Source organism: Luteibacter sp. GL_149 (assembly GCF_057834065.1).
This window is the reverse complement of the sequence record NZ_CM174395.1, coordinates 617,575-633,477: the sequence shown is the minus strand read 5'-3', so window position 1 is coordinate 633,477 and position 15,903 is coordinate 617,575. Positions and strand designations below refer to the sequence as shown.

Genomic DNA, 15,903 nt, shown 5'->3' with positions numbered 1-15,903 from the left:
GTTTTTGTGGGAGCGCGCTTGCGCGCGAAAGCCCACGGGGCGAGGAAGACTGATGCTCACCTCCACGGGCCCGATGGTCTGGCTGCGGATGGCGCCCATCCCATCGCCGCTTCGTTGGCTTCCGCGCGCAAGCGCACTCCCACAACGGCATGGCGGCCGTTACGGCAGCACGACGCGCCCGTCCGTCACAGCCACCGGGACCGACCGCAAACGATCGCCGCGACACGGGCCCGCCGTGCATTCGCCGGTCGCGGCCGCGAAACTCGCGCCATGCGCCGCGCAGACCAGTACACCGTCCTTTACCAGGAACTTGCCCGGCGCCCAGTCCAGACGACGCCCGGCATGAGGGCAGATATTGAGATAAGCGCGTGCTTCCGTATCCCGGCGCCAGACCACCAGCGACTCGTCTTCGCCATTCACGACGGCATTGACCTCGATGGCCTCGCCGTCCGGAATGTCGTCGAGGCGGCACAACACGGTGGCCGGGGATGAAATGGCCATGGGCACTTGTCTCCTGAAGGATTTGGCCCCAAGGTTAGAGGCCTGCATGCATGTCATTGTGCCATACGGATTTTTAACCAATGAGCTTCACGTTTCCGCCTCCCCGCCGCTCCCGCAATCCGCTCGTCCGCGTGCTCTCGCTGCTGGCGGGACTGGCCGTGCTGGGGGTTCTGCTGGTGTTCGGCGTAGTGGTTCTGGGTGTACTCGCGGTCGGCGGCATCGTCTTCTTCGGCTGGCGCCAATGGAAACTGGCTCGTGCCCGCGCGACCGGCGCGGCTCCCGCCTCCCAGGCGCGCGCCACGCACGATCCCAATGTGCTGGAAGGCGAATTCGTGGTGATCAACCAGAATCGTCACGCGCATCATTAATGCGCAAGATGCGGATGGTATGGGGCGTCGCCTCCTCCTAAGCTGGTCTTCTTCGGGAGACCTATGATGAATTCATCGACAGCCATCGCCCCATCGTCCACGTCCGATGCCCTCGAACGGGTACGCATCGAACTCGAACAGTCCGAAACAGCGCCGAACCTCGCCGATCTGGCGCGTATCGCGAACCTGAGCCCGACCCATCTCCAGCGCGCTTTCCGGCGTCGCTACGGCGTCAGTCCCGCCGAGTACGCCCGCGCCCGGCGCTTCGGCCAATTTCGCAGCGCCCTGCGCGACGGCGCCGCGGTTACCGATGCCGTTTACGAAGCCGGTTTTGGCTCGGGCAGCCGGGTCTACGAGCAGAGCAACCGCCTCCTCGGTATGACCCCGGCGAGTTATCGCTCCGGCGGCGCGGGCGCGAGCATCCGCTATACGACCACCGACACCCCGCTGGGTGCGCTATTGGTGGCGACCACCGAACGCGGCATCTGCGCCGTAACGCTCGGCGACGACGACGCGACGCTGGAAAAAAGGCTGGCGGACGAATTCCCGCTTGCGGCGCGCGAACGTGTCGATAACGGGCGGGAAGAATGGCTGGATGCCGTTATCGCCCGCGTGGCGAACGAACTGGGCTGGAGCGACCGGCAACCGCCCGAACTGCCGCCGCTCGATATCGCGGCTACCGCCTTCCAGTGGCGCGTATGGGATGCGCTCACCCGCATTCCCCACGGCGAAACGATGAGTTACGGGAAGCTCGCCGCGCAACTCGGCGCACCGAAAGCGGCACGAGCCGTCGGGCGTGCCTGCGGAAGCAATCGGCTGGCGTTGATCGTGCCCTGCCACCGCATCGTTCGCGAAGACGGGACGCTCGGTGGCTGGCGCTGGGGTGTGGAGCGCAAGGACCGGCTGCTGGCCGCCGAGCGTGCCATGAACGTCGCTCAACGCTGACCACGAAACGTTTCGCTACCGCCGCATCACGCGCGGCGATATCGTCACGGGTCCGCGTCTCCGGCGCGGCCCACGGACACTCCCCATGAACGACTCTGCCTGTACCACCGCGACCGTAACCACGCCCAGCCTTGCCGATCCCCGCTGGATGGTGCCGCTCGCGCTTTTTGCGCTGTATGTCATCTGGGGCTCCACCTATCTGGCCATCCGCTACGCGCTGGCAAGCTATCCGCCGTTCCTGCTCGCAGGTGTGCGTTTCACCGTCGCCGGCCTGCTGTTGTTCGCGGTGTTGCGCCTGCGCGGCGCGCCGTTGCCCACCGCGCGGCAATGGCGCAATGCCGCCGTTACCGGCGTCCTGCTGCTCGGCTTCGGCAACGGCCTTGTCTGCTTCGCGGAGCAGTCGGTGAGCTCCGGTATCGCCGCCGTGGCGGTTGCCAGCATGCCGCTGTTCGCTGCGATCTTCGCCGGCATGTACGGCGACTGGCCCAATCGCGGCGAGACTGTCGGGTTGCTACTGGGTTTCGTGGGTGTCGTCGTGCTCAATCTGGGCACCGGCCTGTCCGGTTCGCGACTTGGCGCGCTGGCGCTCATCTGCGCCGCCACGGCCTGGGCCTTCGGATCGGTGTGGAGCAAGCGGCAGGACATGCCCAAGGGTCCGATGAACGTCGCGGCGCAAATGCTCTGCGCCAGCGTCGCGCTGATCCTGGTGGCCCTGCTGCGCGGCGAGCGCCTGCCTGCCCATCCCCTGCCCAGCGCCACGTTCGCCGTCGCTTACCTGGTGGTATTCGGTTCGATCGTCGCGTTCAGCGCGTATCTGTATGTGCTGAAAACGGTGCGTCCGGCGCTGGCGACCAGCTACGCCTATGTGAATCCCCCCGTCGCGGTGCTCTTCGGTGTGGCGTTCGCGGGCGAGCATGTCGGACCGTTCGATATTGTCGGCATGGCGATCATCCTGGTCGGCGTGGGCATCATCACGCTGATGCGGCAACGGGCCGCCGCGCGCTGATTCGACCATCGGCCAGTTGCCCGTAGCGTCCGCTGCTTCCACCATGGGTGGGAATCAGGAGACGCTACGATGCAACCGAACGAAGAACGTGGGCTGGCCCGGTTTGCCCTGCGCTGCACCGCATGGGCGGAACGCTGGTTTCCCGATGCCTATGTGTTCGCCGCGTTGGCGGTCATTGTCGTCGCGTTGCTGGCGATGGGCATGGGCGCTACGCCGGTCGCGACCGTTACCGCCTTCGGCGACGGCTTCTGGAGCCTGATTCCCTTCACGATGCAGATGGCCTTCGTGGTCATCGGCGGCTATGTCGTCGCGACGGCACCGATTGTCGCGCGCTTTATCGAACGGCTGGCACGCGTGCCGCGTACGGGGCCCGGTGCGATCTGCTACGTCGGACTCGTCAGCATGCTGGCTTCGCTACTGAGCTGGGGATTCTCGCTCGTCTTCGGAGGGCTGCTTGTTCGGGCGCTGGCCAGACGGGAAGACTTGCGCATGGACTACCGCGCGGCGGGAGCCGCGGCCTATCTCGGACTCGGCGCGGTATGGGCCATGGGCCTGAGTTCGTCGGCGGCGCAGTTGCAGGCCAATCCGGCGAGCATGCCGCCCGCCCTGTTGAAGATCACCGGCGTACTGCCTTTCAGCCAGACGATTTTCCTGTGGCAGTCGATCCTGCTCACCACCGTGCTCATCGGCGTATCGCTGGTGGTGTGCTGGCTGACTGCGCCCCGTGCGAACGCACGTACCGCACGCGATGTCGGCGTCGAGGACAACGTGTCGACGCCTCCGCTACCGAAGCGCGAGCGGCCCGGCGAATGGCTGGAATACAGCCCGGTACTGTCGGTCCTGATCGGTTTGCTTGGCCTTGGCTGGCTGGCGCACGAGTTCGCCTCCAAGCAGGTCGTTACCGCGATAGCGAACCTCAATACCTACAACTTCCTGTTCCTTACCGTGGGACTGTTGCTGCACTGGCGTCCGCGCAGTTTTCTCAATGCCGTGGCACGTGCCGTTCCGAGTACCACCGGCGTACTCATCCAGTTCCCGCTTTACGGCGGCATTGCCGCACTGCTCACGCAGGCGAAGGGTGCCAGCGGCGAGCCGCTCGCGCATCATCTGGCGAATGCTTTCGTACGTATCGCATCGACGGATAGCTTCACGCTCGTCATGGGCGTGTATTCGGCGATTCTCGGCTTCTTCGTGCCGTCGGGCGGTGGCAAGTGGGTGATCGAGGCGCCGTATGTGATGCAGGCCGCCAACGATCTGCATGTGCATCTGGGATGGGCCGTGCAAGTCTATAACGCTGCCGAGGCGCTGCCGAACCTCATCAATCCGTTCTGGATGCTGCCGTTGCTTGGCGTGCTTGGATTGAAGGCGCGCGATATCGTCGGTTTCACGTTTATGCAGTTGCTGGTGCATATCCCGTTGGTGCTGGGGTTGCTGTGGTTGTTGGGGATGACGTTGGCGTATGTGCCGCCGGTGATGCCCTGAGGATTTGGGTGGGAGAGCTTGATCGGACGTTTTCGCGACAACCCTTTGCACCGCACTGGGTTCCTGCTTGCGCAGGAACGACGGCGAGGGTTACGCAATCGCCACTAACCCTCACCGTCGCCCCTGCGCAGGCAGGGGCACAGAGCGAACGCGCCCGGCATTACCAGAGGCGAACGATCCGGCCCTACAACTCCCGCAACGCCGTCGTCACCGGCACCCGCGCCGCGCGCACCGCGGGAAACAACCCGCCGATAAACCCGATCGCCAACGCCCACTTCAACCCGGTCCACAGCAACGCGGGCGATACCTTGAACTGAAAGACGACCTGACTGAAGTTCGCCCCCAGCGTCGATGCGGTGTATCCGTTGAAGATCACCCAGACGATGCCCGCTCCGATCGCTCCGCCGATCAAGGCCAGCAGCATGGTCTCCAACATCACGGACACCACGACCGGGATGCCGCGAAACCCGATGGCTCGCAGCGTGGCGATTTCGCGAGCGCGCGCGGCGATGGCGGCGAACATGGTGTTCAGCGCACCGAATACCGCACCCACCGCCATGATCGCCCCCACGACGATACCCACGATGCGCAATACCTTGGTCAGCCCCTCGGACTGCTTGTTGAAGTATTCCTTCGTCGTCGTTACGTCGACCTTGATGCGCGGATCGGCGACCAGCGCCGCCTTGAACGTATCGAATGCCTGCGGTGAATCGAGAAGTACGGTGATCGACTGCACACTGCTGCCCCGGCGATACGCCGACGCCACGCTTTGCGTATCGCCCCACAGTTCCGATTCCAGCACATCGCCCGATGCAAACACGCCAACGACCGTCCAGGTCTGCCCGGCAAGACGAAGCTCCTTGCCGACATCCAGTCCTTCGAATTGCTTGCGCGCGCCTTCGCCCACGATGAGTTCGCGCAACCCTGGCCTGAACTTGCGTCCCTGCGTGATACGCACCTGATCGCGCAGACCCCACACCGCATCGCTGACGCCGCGAATCGGCACGTTCGCATCGCTGTTCGGATCGCCCTTCATCGGCAGATTCGCCACGACGACAATTTCACCCGACGCCGTCGGCCTGCCCTGTGCATCCTTGCGCACACCCGGCGCCTGCATCACGACGTTGGCGCTGTCGCGATCCATGACCGAATTCAGCTCGGCCTGCGATCCACCGCGCAGGACGATTGCCGTGCGGTCGTTGCCCGCCGATTGCAGCGTGGCGCTGAAACCGTCGCTCATGGCCAGCATCGCCACCAGTACACCGACGACACCCGCAATGCCGATCACCACGACCGACGACGAGCCGATGCGCTGACGCAACGTACTTAGTCCGACGCGGGTCACCGACCAGGTCTGCCGGCCGCGACGGGTGAATACCATCCATAACGCCAGAGCCACGGCAATGATGACGACGCCTTGCCAGGGGAGACTGATCCACAGAGCAAGAAAGGCGGCGACGACAACGAGCATGCCGAGTCCGAAGAAGAACTTGTTCATGACTTTCACGGGATAGTTCTCCTTAACGACCGGCAAGCGCATCGACGATGTTCAGTCGCATGGCACGCATGGCAGGCAATGCACCTACGGCGGCGCCGATAACGATCATCAGCACGAGTCCGAGCACCCATGTACCGCTGCCGATAGGCGGCAACTGCAACATGCCTCCGCTACCCGCACTGATGATCGGGACGAGTACCGCGGCGAGCGCCAGTCCGAGAATGCCGCCGATAAGCAGCAACAGCACGCCTTCGGACAACACCATGGCCAGGACGCTACGGCTCGAGAAACCGATCGTCTTCAGTACGGCCAGTTCGTTGGTGCGCTCGCGTACGGCCTGGGCCATCGTGTTCGCCGTCAGCAAGATCAGGGTAAAGAACACCGCGCCCATGATCGACCCGACGATGAGCCCGATATTGCCAAGCTGCTTCGCGAACGATGCGTTGAACGCCTGCTCGCTCTGCGACTTGGTTTCATGGTCGGAGTTGGCCGAGAGCGCATCGATGGCTTTCGCGACGCGGTCGGCCTCCTTCGCATCGGTGAGTTTCACGATGTACCAGCCGACCGTCCCCTTCGTGTATGCGTTGGCTTCATCGAAGTAGGTCCAGTGGAACAGGAACTGTTGATCGGTACCGTTGGCGGCGCCTTTGGCCGGCGTATAGATGCCGACGATATCGAAAGGCCAGGTCTTGTCGCCGTTCTTGCGCGGAAAGATCGTCGACTGAAGCGGAATCTTGTCGCCCACTTTCCAGCCGTAACGCTTGGCCAGCGCGGCACCGACAATGGCGCCCGTCCGGGTCTGCTCGTAGGCTTTGCGTTGGTCGGCGGGAAGCTCGATCTCTTTATACATATCGAGATAGTTGTCGCTGACGGCAAAGCTCAGCACGAAGTTCTTCGGGTCCTGAAAGATGCCGCCGAACCAGTTCGCGTGACCGACCGTGGCCACGCCGGGTATGGCGGCGACACGTGTAGCAAGGCTGGCCGGTAGCGACTGGATGATTGAATAACGCGATGTCACGATCAGCCGGTCGACGCCCACGACACTGTTGCCGCCCGACGTAAACGCGATGCGTACCGCATCGAGCATACCGAACAGGAGGAAGGCGGCAAGAATCGATACCAGCGTCAGGAACGTGCGCGACTTGCGCCGGAAAAGCGCGGCCCAGATCAGATGCAGATACTTCATGGCGCTTCCCTCAGCCGATGGCCTGTTCGACCAGCGTGCCCTTGTCGAGGTGCAGGGTGTGATTGGCGTATTCCGCGGCCTTGGGGTCGTGGGTCACCATCACGATCGTCTTGCCGTGTTCGCGATTGAGTTCGCGCAACAGACCGAGCACGTCTTCCGCCGACTGGCGATCGAGATCGCCCGTGGGTTCGTCGCAAACCAGCAACGTGGGATCGGAAACGATGGCGCGCGCGATGGCGACACGCTGCTGTTGACCGCCTGAGAGTTCGCCGGGCTTGTGTGTGGCCCGATCGCTCAGGCCGACAAGTTGCAACGCGACCGATGCATTCTGTTTGCGCTGCGCGCCGGATAACTTCGTCAGCAGCAACGGCAGTTCGACATTGCGCTGCGCGGTCAGCATCGGCATCAGGTTATAGAACTGGAACACGAAACCGACGTGCGTCGCGCGCCAGCGGGCGAGAGAACCGCTGCTCATCTTGTCGATACGCTCGCCCGCGACGGTAATGCTTCCACCTGTCGGCGTATCCAGACCGCCGATCATGTTAAGCAGTGTCGTCTTGCCCGAGCCCGACGGCCCCATCAGCGCGAGGAAATCGCCTTCCTCGATTTTCAGATCCACGCCGTGCAGCACTTCCACTTTCTGCTTGCCGCGTTCGTACACCTTGGAAAGGTCGTCGATATCGATCAATGTGGTCATGGGTCGGACTCCGATGATGGATGTCGCGCTCAGGGCGCGGGTTCGTTGGTGACGGCCGAGCCGTCCTTCAGTTCGACCGGAGGCGAAACGACCAGCGTGTCGCCGGCATTTACGCCATCGGGAATAAGCCGTAGATCGCCATAGGCATGCTTTGCCGGGACGACATCGCGCCTCCTTGCATGGCCTTCCGTAACGAGGAAGACGACATCGTGGCCGTCGCGATGGGCGACGGCCACGGCGGGGACGAGTACGCCGCGAGGCACCGCCGTCTCCACGGGTTTGCTCTCGAGGAAGGAGACCCGGGCGCCCATGTCGGGAACGATGCGGCCGTCCTTGTTTTCAAGGGCCACACGCACTTTTACCGTCGCCTTGCCGCGGTCGGCGGCGGGAACGATGGCGATGACGTGCGCTGGAATCCTCCAGTCGGGATAGGCATCCAGTACGGCTTCGGCGGGCATGTCGGCTTTGACACGGCCGATGTATGCCTCGTTGACGTCGACGTCCACTTCAAGCGAATCCATGTCGACGATGGTGCCGACGCCCGTACGCGTGAATCCGCCGCCCGCCGAAAGAGGCGAGACGATTTCGCCGACCTGTGCCGCCTTGTCGGTGATCACGCCATCGAAGGGCGCGCGCACGATGGTGTAGTCGAGATTGACGTTCGCGACGGCGACCTGCGCCTCGGCCGAGTCGGCCTGACGCCGCGCCGTATTCAACTGCGCGCGTAACGTCGAGGCCTGCGTGCGTGCCTGTTCCGCGATCTGCCTGGACACCAGCCCTCGCCCGACCAATGCGTCCTGGCGGTCCGCATCGCGCAACGCCTGATCCAGTTGCGCCTGCGCCTGGGCCACCTGGGCGTGCGACGCCGCCGCGCTGGCCCGGTAAGCGTCGAGGCTGGCGCGGGTAGCGTTGTCTTCCAGGCGAGCCAGTATCTGACCCTTTTGCACCCGATCGCCTTCTTCGATCAGCACTTCGGTCAATGTCCCGGTGATCTGGGCGGAAACCGTGGCCTGCCGGCGCGCGGTGACATAGCCGGTGGCCTGAAGCACGGCGCCCGCATCGGGGTTGCTCGCCGGCGATACGGCGGTCGCGGTGTGTACGGCTATGGGGCGCCGTCCCATGACATACCAGGCCCCGCCCGCCAGGATGGCCGCCACGACGACTGCGATGCCGGCGATCAACGCGATGCGACCACCGCGTCCCCCGCCGCCGGGCTGCTCGCGATGCGACTTCTCAATCCTGAGCTGCTTCAGGAGTTCAGCGTTGCTACTCATGCGTTTCCTCGCCCCCGCGGCATCCGCCGCCCGTGATGAAGCATGCGCTCCGTAAGAACTTGAAGGAACTACGGGGCATCAGGTGGTGGGCGTGACAGGTGTCAGGCGGACATGCGCTTTCCGCCATCGCCCACGCCCGCTACCCTTCCCCCATGACCACGATCATCCCCACCCCCACCGCCCCGACCGTCCCCGTCCAGGGAAGCGACCTGCGCTTCCCGGTACGCCGCATCTTCTGCATCGGCCGGAATTACGCCGACCACGCCAGGGAAATGGGCGCCACGGCGGATACCGCAAACCCCATGTTCTTCTGCAAACCCGCCGATGCCGTGGTGACCGATGGGGCCGACCTGCCCTATCCGTCCGTCACCGGCGATCTTCATCACGAGGTCGAGATGGTCGTGGCCCTGAAGGCCGGCGGCAGCGATATCGCCCCTGCCGACGCCGCCGGTCTGATCTGGGGCTATGGCGTGGGCCTGGACCTGACCCGCCGCGACCTGCAGGCGCAGGCGAAGGCCAAGGGCGCTCCATGGGACGTCGCGAAGGGTTTCGACCATTCGGCGCCGGTATCCGCACTGCGTGCTGCCGAAACCGGGGTACCCGGCCCCGAAACGGAGATTACTCTCCGGATAAACGGGGATGTGCGCCAGCGGGCCACGCTGGGCGACATGCTCCTGGACGTACCCCATATCATCGCGGCATTGTCGAAGCTGTTCGAACTGAAGGCGGGCGATCTCATTTTCACCGGCACGCCCGCGGGCGTATCGGCGCTTCAACGAGGCGATCGTTACGAAGCCGAGCTGGTCGGCTTCGCGACGCTCTCCGGCAAGGTAATCTGACGTTTCGCGCCCTGCTTACATATAAGCGACTACTTTTCGCCCACCGCACACGAGGAGCAACAACCGATGAGCCTTATTTCGGAATTCAAGACATTCGCGCTGCGTGGCAACGTAGTCGACCTGGCTGTCGGTGTGGTGATCGGTGCCGCCTTCGGCAAGATCGTCACGGCGCTGGTCGACAACATCATCATGCCGCCCATCGGCTATCTGGTTGGCGGTATCGACTTCTCCGACTGGAAGTGGGTACTCAAGGCGGGCGACCCGACGACCAAAACGGCCGAGGTCGCCGTTCAGTACGGTGTCTTCATCAACGTGCTGATCCAGTTCGTCATCATCGCGTTCGCCATCTTCCTCGTCGTCAAGGCAATCAACCGCATGACGCGTCGCGAAGCCGCCGCCCCTGTCACGCCGCCGGACGTGGTGGTCCTGCAGGAAATCCGCGATCTGCTGAAAGCGGATCGACAGAAGTAAGGAAAGCGGGGATTGGGGGTGGGTAGTGGGGGCGCATAGCTGCATGCGGCGGTAACTGTGCATTTTGCGACCACAGCAACACAATATATGCCCTCATCCGCGCGTAGCCGCGCCCCCACTACCCACCCCACCCTCCAGACCGTGACCTTCGGCCTAGAAGTACGTGAGTCGAATGGACACATAATCGGGACTTTCCCACCGGGGGTCCCCATGAACCGTATCGTTCGCTTCCACGCGCTGGCACTTGGCCTGTCGCTTGCTTTATCGGCGCAGGCCGCCGATAAGGCCACCACCATTCCCGCGAAGGCAGTCAGCGCAGCCGAACAGCTGCGCGATCGCGCCGTGACCGACCAGACGGCATACAAGGTCGTCGAGTCGCTGACGACGGAAGTCGGTCCGCGCGTCGCGGGCAGCCCGAACGACGAACGTGGCCGCGCGTGGGCCGTGGCGAAGTTCAAGGAACTCGGCTTCGACAAGGTCTATACCGAGAAGGTGACCTACCCGCTATGGGAACGCCGCAGCGAGCACGGCGCGATCGTGTCGCCCTATCCGCAGCCGCTGACACTGACCGCGCTTGGCTACTCCGCAGGCACGCCCAAGGGGGGTCTGACTGCCGATGTCGTGGGCTTCGCGGACCTCGATGCGCTGAAGGCAGCGGATGCGGCCACGATCAAGGGCAAGATCGTCTACGTCAGCACCCATATGCAGCGTCAGAAGGACGGGCACGATTACGGCATGGGCTCGGCCACCCGCACACTCGGCGCCGTCCTTGCTGCCCAGAAAGGCGCGGCCGCTTATCTGCTGCGCTCCGCCGGCACGGATGCGCATAGCCGTACCCCGCACACTGGCGTGACCGGATTCCGCGACGAGAAGCAGGCCATTCCGGCCGCCGCGCTCTCGCTGCCGGACGCCGACCAGCTCGAACGCATACTGGCCAGCGGCAAGCCGGTGACGCTGAAGCTCGACCTCGATGTCGGTTTCAACGGCACCTATACCGGCGCCAACGTCATCGGCGAGATCACCGGCCGCAAGCATCCCGATCAGGTCGTCGCCATCGGCGGACATCTGGATTCGTGGGATCTCGGCACGGGCGCCATCGACGACGGCGCGGGCGTGGCCATCGCCATGGCGGCCGCCAAGCTCATCAAGGACATGCCGCAGCGTCCGGATCGCACGATTCGCGTGATCGCTTTCGCGAACGAGGAGATGGGCCTGTGGGGCGGTCGCGCGTACGCCGAGCAGCACGCAAAGGATGTAGCGAAGCATCAGCTCGGTACGGAATCCGATTTCGGTTCCGGCAAGATCTGGCGTATGACGGCGAGCGTGAAACCGGAAGCGCGCGGCGCCATCGAACAGATCGCCAAGGTCATCGAACCCCTGGGTGTCGCCTACGACGCCACGAAGCCGGGCGGCGGCGGTTCCGACCTGTCGCAGATGCACGGCAAGGGCATGGCCGCGCTGTCGCTCACGCAGGACGGTACCGACTATTTCGACTACCACCACACGGCGAACGACACGCTGGACAAGATCGATCCGAAGGACCTGGCCCAGAACGTCGCCGTGTACGCGGTGTTCTCGTACATGGCCGCCCAGGCCAACGGCGACTTCGGCTCGGCACCGAATGCGTTTGCCAATGATGGCGCTCGCGACTGATTAGACCCCGGCGGGGCGCACGGCGCGCCCCGCCCTTCAATCAAGGGCAGCGCCGACAATCGACTGCTTTTACGCCGACAGAAAACAAAAACCCCGGCTTCATCACCAGAGCGAGCTGGGAGAGGAAATACCGGGGACTGCCGTGAAATAATGCACAAAGGAGCAGTGCTGCGTCAAGTAGGGTATCGATATGGAAATCATAGACGTTCGATCCGTCGAACGATCACTTTCAAGCGCGCGCATGGCGCCTTACAAAACACATGGCACGCCTTTTGAAGCCATCATCAGGCACCAATGGAACGCTTCGCTATCTCGCGCGGCGCTTTGTTCGCTGCAGCTTCTCGAGCTCGGCTTACGTAATGCAATGTATAACGCGATAGCCGACAAGACCGGCAATCTCCACTGGTTCGACGCGGCCTGGTTACGCGACAGCGAATCACGACAGATCGAAGATGCGAGACGCTCGATCATGTCCAGTCGAAAAACTGTGACCTCCGACGCCACCGTATCTAAGTTGGGCTTTGGTTTCTGGTGCAGCCTGTTCAACAGACACTACGAAACCAACCGGTCGCTGTGGCCATATCTCGTGAAGCCTGTCTTCCCGCGACTGGCCAAACGTGATCGCGACCTGAGGCGGATCGAAGCCACGCTCAATGCGGTTCGTCTGATTCGAAATCGCATAGCGCATCACGAGCCCATCTGGAACGACCCCGGATTGAGGAACATCCATCTGCGCATGGTCACGCTCGTGCGCGGCATCAACCCGGAACTCGATATCTTGCGCCGCTCTTTCGACTCGTTCCCGATACAACTGGATTCGGGCTTCGCCGAATTTCAGACAGAGGTAAGGCGTTTGGTCACCGCCAACGAATAGTTTCGCTTATGCCTCCGCGGCAATGTCGCGCGGCTTACCCAGCTTTTCCTGCAAACGATTCATATACAGATAGATCACCGGCGTGAGGTAGAGCGTCAGTACCTGCGATACCACCAGACCGCCGACCACGGCCAGACCCAGCGGGCGGCGGGTTTCCGCGCCCGCGCCGATGCCGAGCGCGATCGGCAAGGTGCCGGCGAACGCGGCCATCGTCGTCATCATGATGGGGCGGAAACGTACGCGACAGGCTTCGGCGATGGCTTTCGCCGGGTCCATGCCCTCGTCGCGCTGACGTTCCAGAGCGAAGTCGATCATCATGATCGCGTTCTTCTTCACGATGCCGACCAGCATCACGATGCCGACGAACGCGAACAGATCGAGCGACGCGTTGAAGATCACCAGTGTCAGCAGCGCGCCGACAGCCGCGGCGGGAAGGCCGGAAAGAATCGTGAGCGGATGGATAAAGCTTTCGTAGAGAATGCCCAGCACCAGATAGATCACGAACACAGCCAGCAGCAGAAGCATGCCCATGCCCTTGACCGAATCCTGGAAGGCCTGTGCCGTGCCCTGCACGCTGCCGCTCAGCGTTGCGGGCAAGCCAAGCTGTTTTGTCGCCCGATCGATCTGTGCGACAGCCGTACTCAGCGATACGCCCGGCGCCAGATTGAACGACACGGTTACTGCTGGCAGTTGCCCCTGGTGATTCACCGTGAGTACCTGCGGTTTGCGCTCGAAACGCGCCACGGCATCGAGAGGAATCGACTTGCCGGTACTGGACGTGACGTACAGCTTCGACAGCACCGCCGGGTCGTCCTGCATGCGACGTTCGACCTGGAGAATCACCCAGTATTGCGTCGCCGCGCCGTAAATCGTGGATATCTGGCCCTGCCCGAACGCGGTACCGAGCGCCGTCTGCACCTGGTCCATAGTCAGTCCGAGCGGTGCCAGCTTGTCGCGATTGACCGTCACCACCATCGACGGACTGTTCAGATCGAGATCGCTGGTGACGTCCTGGAAACCCGGGAGTTTCTGGAATGCATTTATCAGACGACCCGACCAGTCGTACAAGGCGTTCAGGTCGGTCGACTGTACCGTGTACTGGTACTGGGCCTTGGATTGACGGCCACCCACCTGGATGGCCGGCGGATTCTGGATATAGGTGCGGATGCCCGGCACGGCCGCGAACTTGCGGCGAAGTTCCTGGGTGATCTCGTCGGGCGTGGTGTCGCGATCGCTCGCCGGCTTCAGCCGCAGAAGCATCGAGCCGGAATTTGCCGTCGCACGCGCACCGCCCGCACCGACGCTGGACATGACCGCTTCGACGTTCGGATCGTCGCCCGCGATTTTCGCCAGCACCTGCTGTCTTGCCGACATAGCGGCGAAGGAGATATCCGTCGGGCCTTCGGTCGTCACGCGCAGCTGGCCGCTGTCGCCGGCGGGAATGAAGTCCTTCGGTACGATGAAGAACAACAGACCGGTCGCGGCAAGACTCAGCGCGAACACGAGAAGCACCGAACGTGGATGTCCCATGCACCAGGCCAGCGTCCGGGTGTAGCCGTTCTGTACGGCCAGGAATCCCCGGTCGAACCACACGACCACGAAGATGCGCTTGTCGTGATCGTGCGCGCGTACGAAACGGCTGCACAGCATCGGCGTCAACGTGATGGAAACGAAGCCGGAGATCAGGATCGACACGCTGATCACGACCGCGAATTCGTGGAAAAGCCGGCCGACGATGCCGCCCATGAACATGACAGGGATGAAGACCGCGACCAGCGATAGCGTCATCGAGAAGATGGTGAACCCGATTTCGGTCGCCCCCTTCACCGCCGCCTCATAGGGTTTTTCGCCCGCCTCGATGTGCCGCATGATGTTTTCCAGCATCACGATCGCATCGTCGACCACGAAACCCACCGCAAGCGTCAGTGCCAGCAGCGAGAGATTGTCGAGGCTGTATCCCAGCGCGAACATCGCGCCGAACGTACCGAGTACGGAAATAGGCAGCGCGACCGCCGGAATCAGCGTGGCCGATGCATTGCCCAGGAAAAGATAGATCACCAGTACAACCAGCACGCCGGCAAGGATCAGCGTGAACTGCACGTCGTGCACCGATTCGCGAATGGATTGCGAACGGTCGTACATCACATCCAGCCTTACCGAGGGCGGTAGGGTTTCGGTGAACGCGGGCAACAACGCGAGAATATTGTCGACCGTCTGTACGGTATTGGCGCCGGGCTGACGCTGGATAGCCAGCGTGATGGTCCGGCCGCCATTGAACCAGCTCGCCTTCTGATCGTCCTGCACGCTGTCGCGCGGCGAGGCGATATCGCCCAGACGCACGGGTGCACCGTTGCGGTAGGCCACGACGATCTGCCCGTAGTCGGCGGCGCGCATGAGCTGGCCGTCCGAACGGATCGACAGTAGCTGCCGGCTGCCATTGAGCGAACCGGTCGCTTTGTTGACGTTGGCGGCGGCGACCGCATCGCGCACCTGATCGACGCCGATCCCGGTCGCGGCAAGGCGGTCGGGATCTACGTTGATACGCACGGCGTATTTCTGCGATCCGTACACATTGACCTGCGCAACGCCATCGACCATCGACAGTCGCTGCGCGAGTTCGGTTTCTGCGTAGTCGTCGACAGTCGAAAGCGGTAGCGTCGACGACTGCATGGTCAGGAACAGGATCGGCGCGTCGGCCGGATTTACCTTGCGGAAGGTCGGCGGCGTTGGCATGTCCTGGGGCAACTGCCGCAGCGCCGCCGAGATGGCCGCCTGAACGTCCTGCGCTGCCGCATCGATGCTTCGAGCCAGCGTGAACGTGACGGTGATGGAGGTCGAACCCAGCGAACTGCTGGAGCTCATGGAATCGATACCCGCGATCGTCGACAGCTGCGCTTCGAGCGGCGTCGCCACCGACGAGGCCATCGTCTCGGGAGACGCTCCGGGCAGATTCGCGCTGATGTTGATCGTGGGGAAATCGACGTTGGGCAGTTCGTTGACCGGCAGCTTCGGATACGCGGCGATGCCGAAGATGACCAGGGCCGCCATTAGCAGCGTGGTCATAACGGGGCGGCGGATACAGAGTTCTGGCAGGTTCACGACGGAACCC

Annotated in this window: 14 protein-coding genes; 8 read left to right on the top strand and 6 right to left on the bottom strand. The window is 63.3% G+C overall.

Annotation, left to right across the window (positions count from 1 at the left end):
* Nucleotides 1–159 precede the first annotated feature (159 nt).
* The gene (locus AC3IR3_RS02855) at nucleotides 160–495 is read right to left on the bottom strand and encodes a Rieske (2Fe-2S) protein (RefSeq protein WP_489197007.1); all 336 of its coding nucleotides are present in this window, start codon (nucleotides 493–495) and stop codon (nucleotides 160–162) included.
* A gap of 86 nt (nucleotides 496–581) precedes the next feature.
* On the opposite strand from AC3IR3_RS02855, the gene AC3IR3_RS02850 reads away from it, so the two are divergent.
* The 4 genes from AC3IR3_RS02850 (at nucleotide 582) to AC3IR3_RS02835 (ending at nucleotide 4,302) form a co-directional block, all read left to right on the top strand.
* Nucleotides 582–869 carry a hypothetical protein gene (locus tag AC3IR3_RS02850; RefSeq protein ID WP_489195522.1) on the top strand — a complete coding sequence of 96 codons (288 nt, stop codon included), beginning with the start codon at nucleotides 582–584 and terminating at the stop codon, nucleotides 867–869.
* Nucleotides 870–935: 66 nt separating this feature from the next.
* Nucleotides 936–1,814 carry a methylated-DNA--[protein]-cysteine S-methyltransferase gene (locus AC3IR3_RS02845; RefSeq protein WP_489195521.1) on the top strand — a complete coding sequence of 293 codons (879 nt, stop codon included), beginning with the start codon at nucleotides 936–938 and terminating at the stop codon, nucleotides 1,812–1,814.
* A gap of 85 nt (nucleotides 1,815–1,899) precedes the next feature.
* Nucleotides 1,900–2,820 carry a drug/metabolite exporter YedA gene (gene yedA, locus AC3IR3_RS02840; RefSeq protein WP_489195520.1) on the top strand — a complete coding sequence of 307 codons (921 nt, stop codon included), beginning with the start codon at nucleotides 1,900–1,902 and terminating at the stop codon, nucleotides 2,818–2,820.
* A 69-nt stretch (nucleotides 2,821–2,889) separates the two neighbouring features.
* Nucleotides 2,890–4,302: a short-chain fatty acid transporter gene (locus AC3IR3_RS02835; RefSeq protein ID WP_489195519.1), complete on the top strand. Its 1,413-nt coding sequence runs from the start codon at nucleotides 2,890–2,892 to the stop codon at nucleotides 4,300–4,302.
* Nucleotides 4,303–4,486: 184 nt separating this feature from the next.
* Here AC3IR3_RS02835 and AC3IR3_RS02830 read toward each other — a convergent pair whose 3' ends face one another.
* The 4 genes from AC3IR3_RS02830 to AC3IR3_RS02815 are packed head-to-tail and all read right to left on the bottom strand — an operon-like array spanning nucleotide 4,487 to nucleotide 8,957.
* Nucleotides 4,487–5,800 carry an ABC transporter permease gene (locus AC3IR3_RS02830; RefSeq protein WP_489197006.1) on the bottom strand — a complete coding sequence of 438 codons (1,314 nt, stop codon included), beginning with the start codon at nucleotides 5,798–5,800 and terminating at the stop codon, nucleotides 4,487–4,489.
* A 22-nt stretch (nucleotides 5,801–5,822) separates the two neighbouring features.
* Entirely contained in the window at nucleotides 5,823–6,986 is a 1,164-nt protein-coding gene (locus AC3IR3_RS02825) for an ABC transporter permease (protein ID WP_489195518.1), read from the bottom strand.
* Nucleotides 6,987–6,996: 10 nt separating this feature from the next.
* Nucleotides 6,997–7,683: an ABC transporter ATP-binding protein gene (locus AC3IR3_RS02820; protein WP_489195517.1), complete on the bottom strand. Its 687-nt coding sequence runs from the start codon at nucleotides 7,681–7,683 to the stop codon at nucleotides 6,997–6,999.
* A 29-nt stretch (nucleotides 7,684–7,712) separates the two neighbouring features.
* Nucleotides 7,713–8,957 (bottom strand): efflux RND transporter periplasmic adaptor subunit, encoded by a 1,245-nt coding sequence (locus AC3IR3_RS02815; protein ID WP_489195516.1) that lies wholly within the window; start codon nucleotides 8,955–8,957, stop codon nucleotides 7,713–7,715.
* A gap of 152 nt (nucleotides 8,958–9,109) precedes the next feature.
* On the opposite strand from AC3IR3_RS02815, the gene AC3IR3_RS02810 reads away from it, so the two are divergent.
* The 4 genes from AC3IR3_RS02810 (at nucleotide 9,110) to AC3IR3_RS02795 (ending at nucleotide 12,794) form a co-directional block, all read left to right on the top strand.
* On the top strand, nucleotides 9,110–9,796 hold the full coding sequence (locus AC3IR3_RS02810; protein WP_489195515.1) for a fumarylacetoacetate hydrolase family protein: 687 nt from the start codon (nucleotides 9,110–9,112) through the stop codon (nucleotides 9,794–9,796).
* A gap of 66 nt (nucleotides 9,797–9,862) precedes the next feature.
* A complete protein-coding gene (gene mscL / locus AC3IR3_RS02805; protein WP_489195514.1) occupies nucleotides 9,863–10,267 on the top strand; it encodes a large-conductance mechanosensitive channel protein MscL in 405 nt (134 codons plus the stop codon).
* A gap of 210 nt (nucleotides 10,268–10,477) precedes the next feature.
* Complete coding sequence (locus tag AC3IR3_RS02800) at nucleotides 10,478–11,920, top strand: M20/M25/M40 family metallo-hydrolase (RefSeq protein ID WP_489195513.1); 1,443 nt, start codon at nucleotides 10,478–10,480, stop codon at nucleotides 11,918–11,920.
* 190 nt (nucleotides 11,921–12,110) lie between these two features.
* Nucleotides 12,111–12,794 (top strand): hypothetical protein, encoded by a 684-nt coding sequence (locus AC3IR3_RS02795; protein WP_489195512.1) that lies wholly within the window; start codon nucleotides 12,111–12,113, stop codon nucleotides 12,792–12,794.
* Between the two features lie 6 nt (nucleotides 12,795–12,800).
* Here AC3IR3_RS02795 and AC3IR3_RS02790 read toward each other — a convergent pair whose 3' ends face one another.
* Nucleotides 12,801–15,893 carry an efflux RND transporter permease subunit gene (locus AC3IR3_RS02790; protein WP_489195511.1) on the bottom strand — a complete coding sequence of 1,031 codons (3,093 nt, stop codon included), beginning with the start codon at nucleotides 15,891–15,893 and terminating at the stop codon, nucleotides 12,801–12,803.
* Nucleotides 15,894–15,903: the final 10 nt, after the last annotated feature.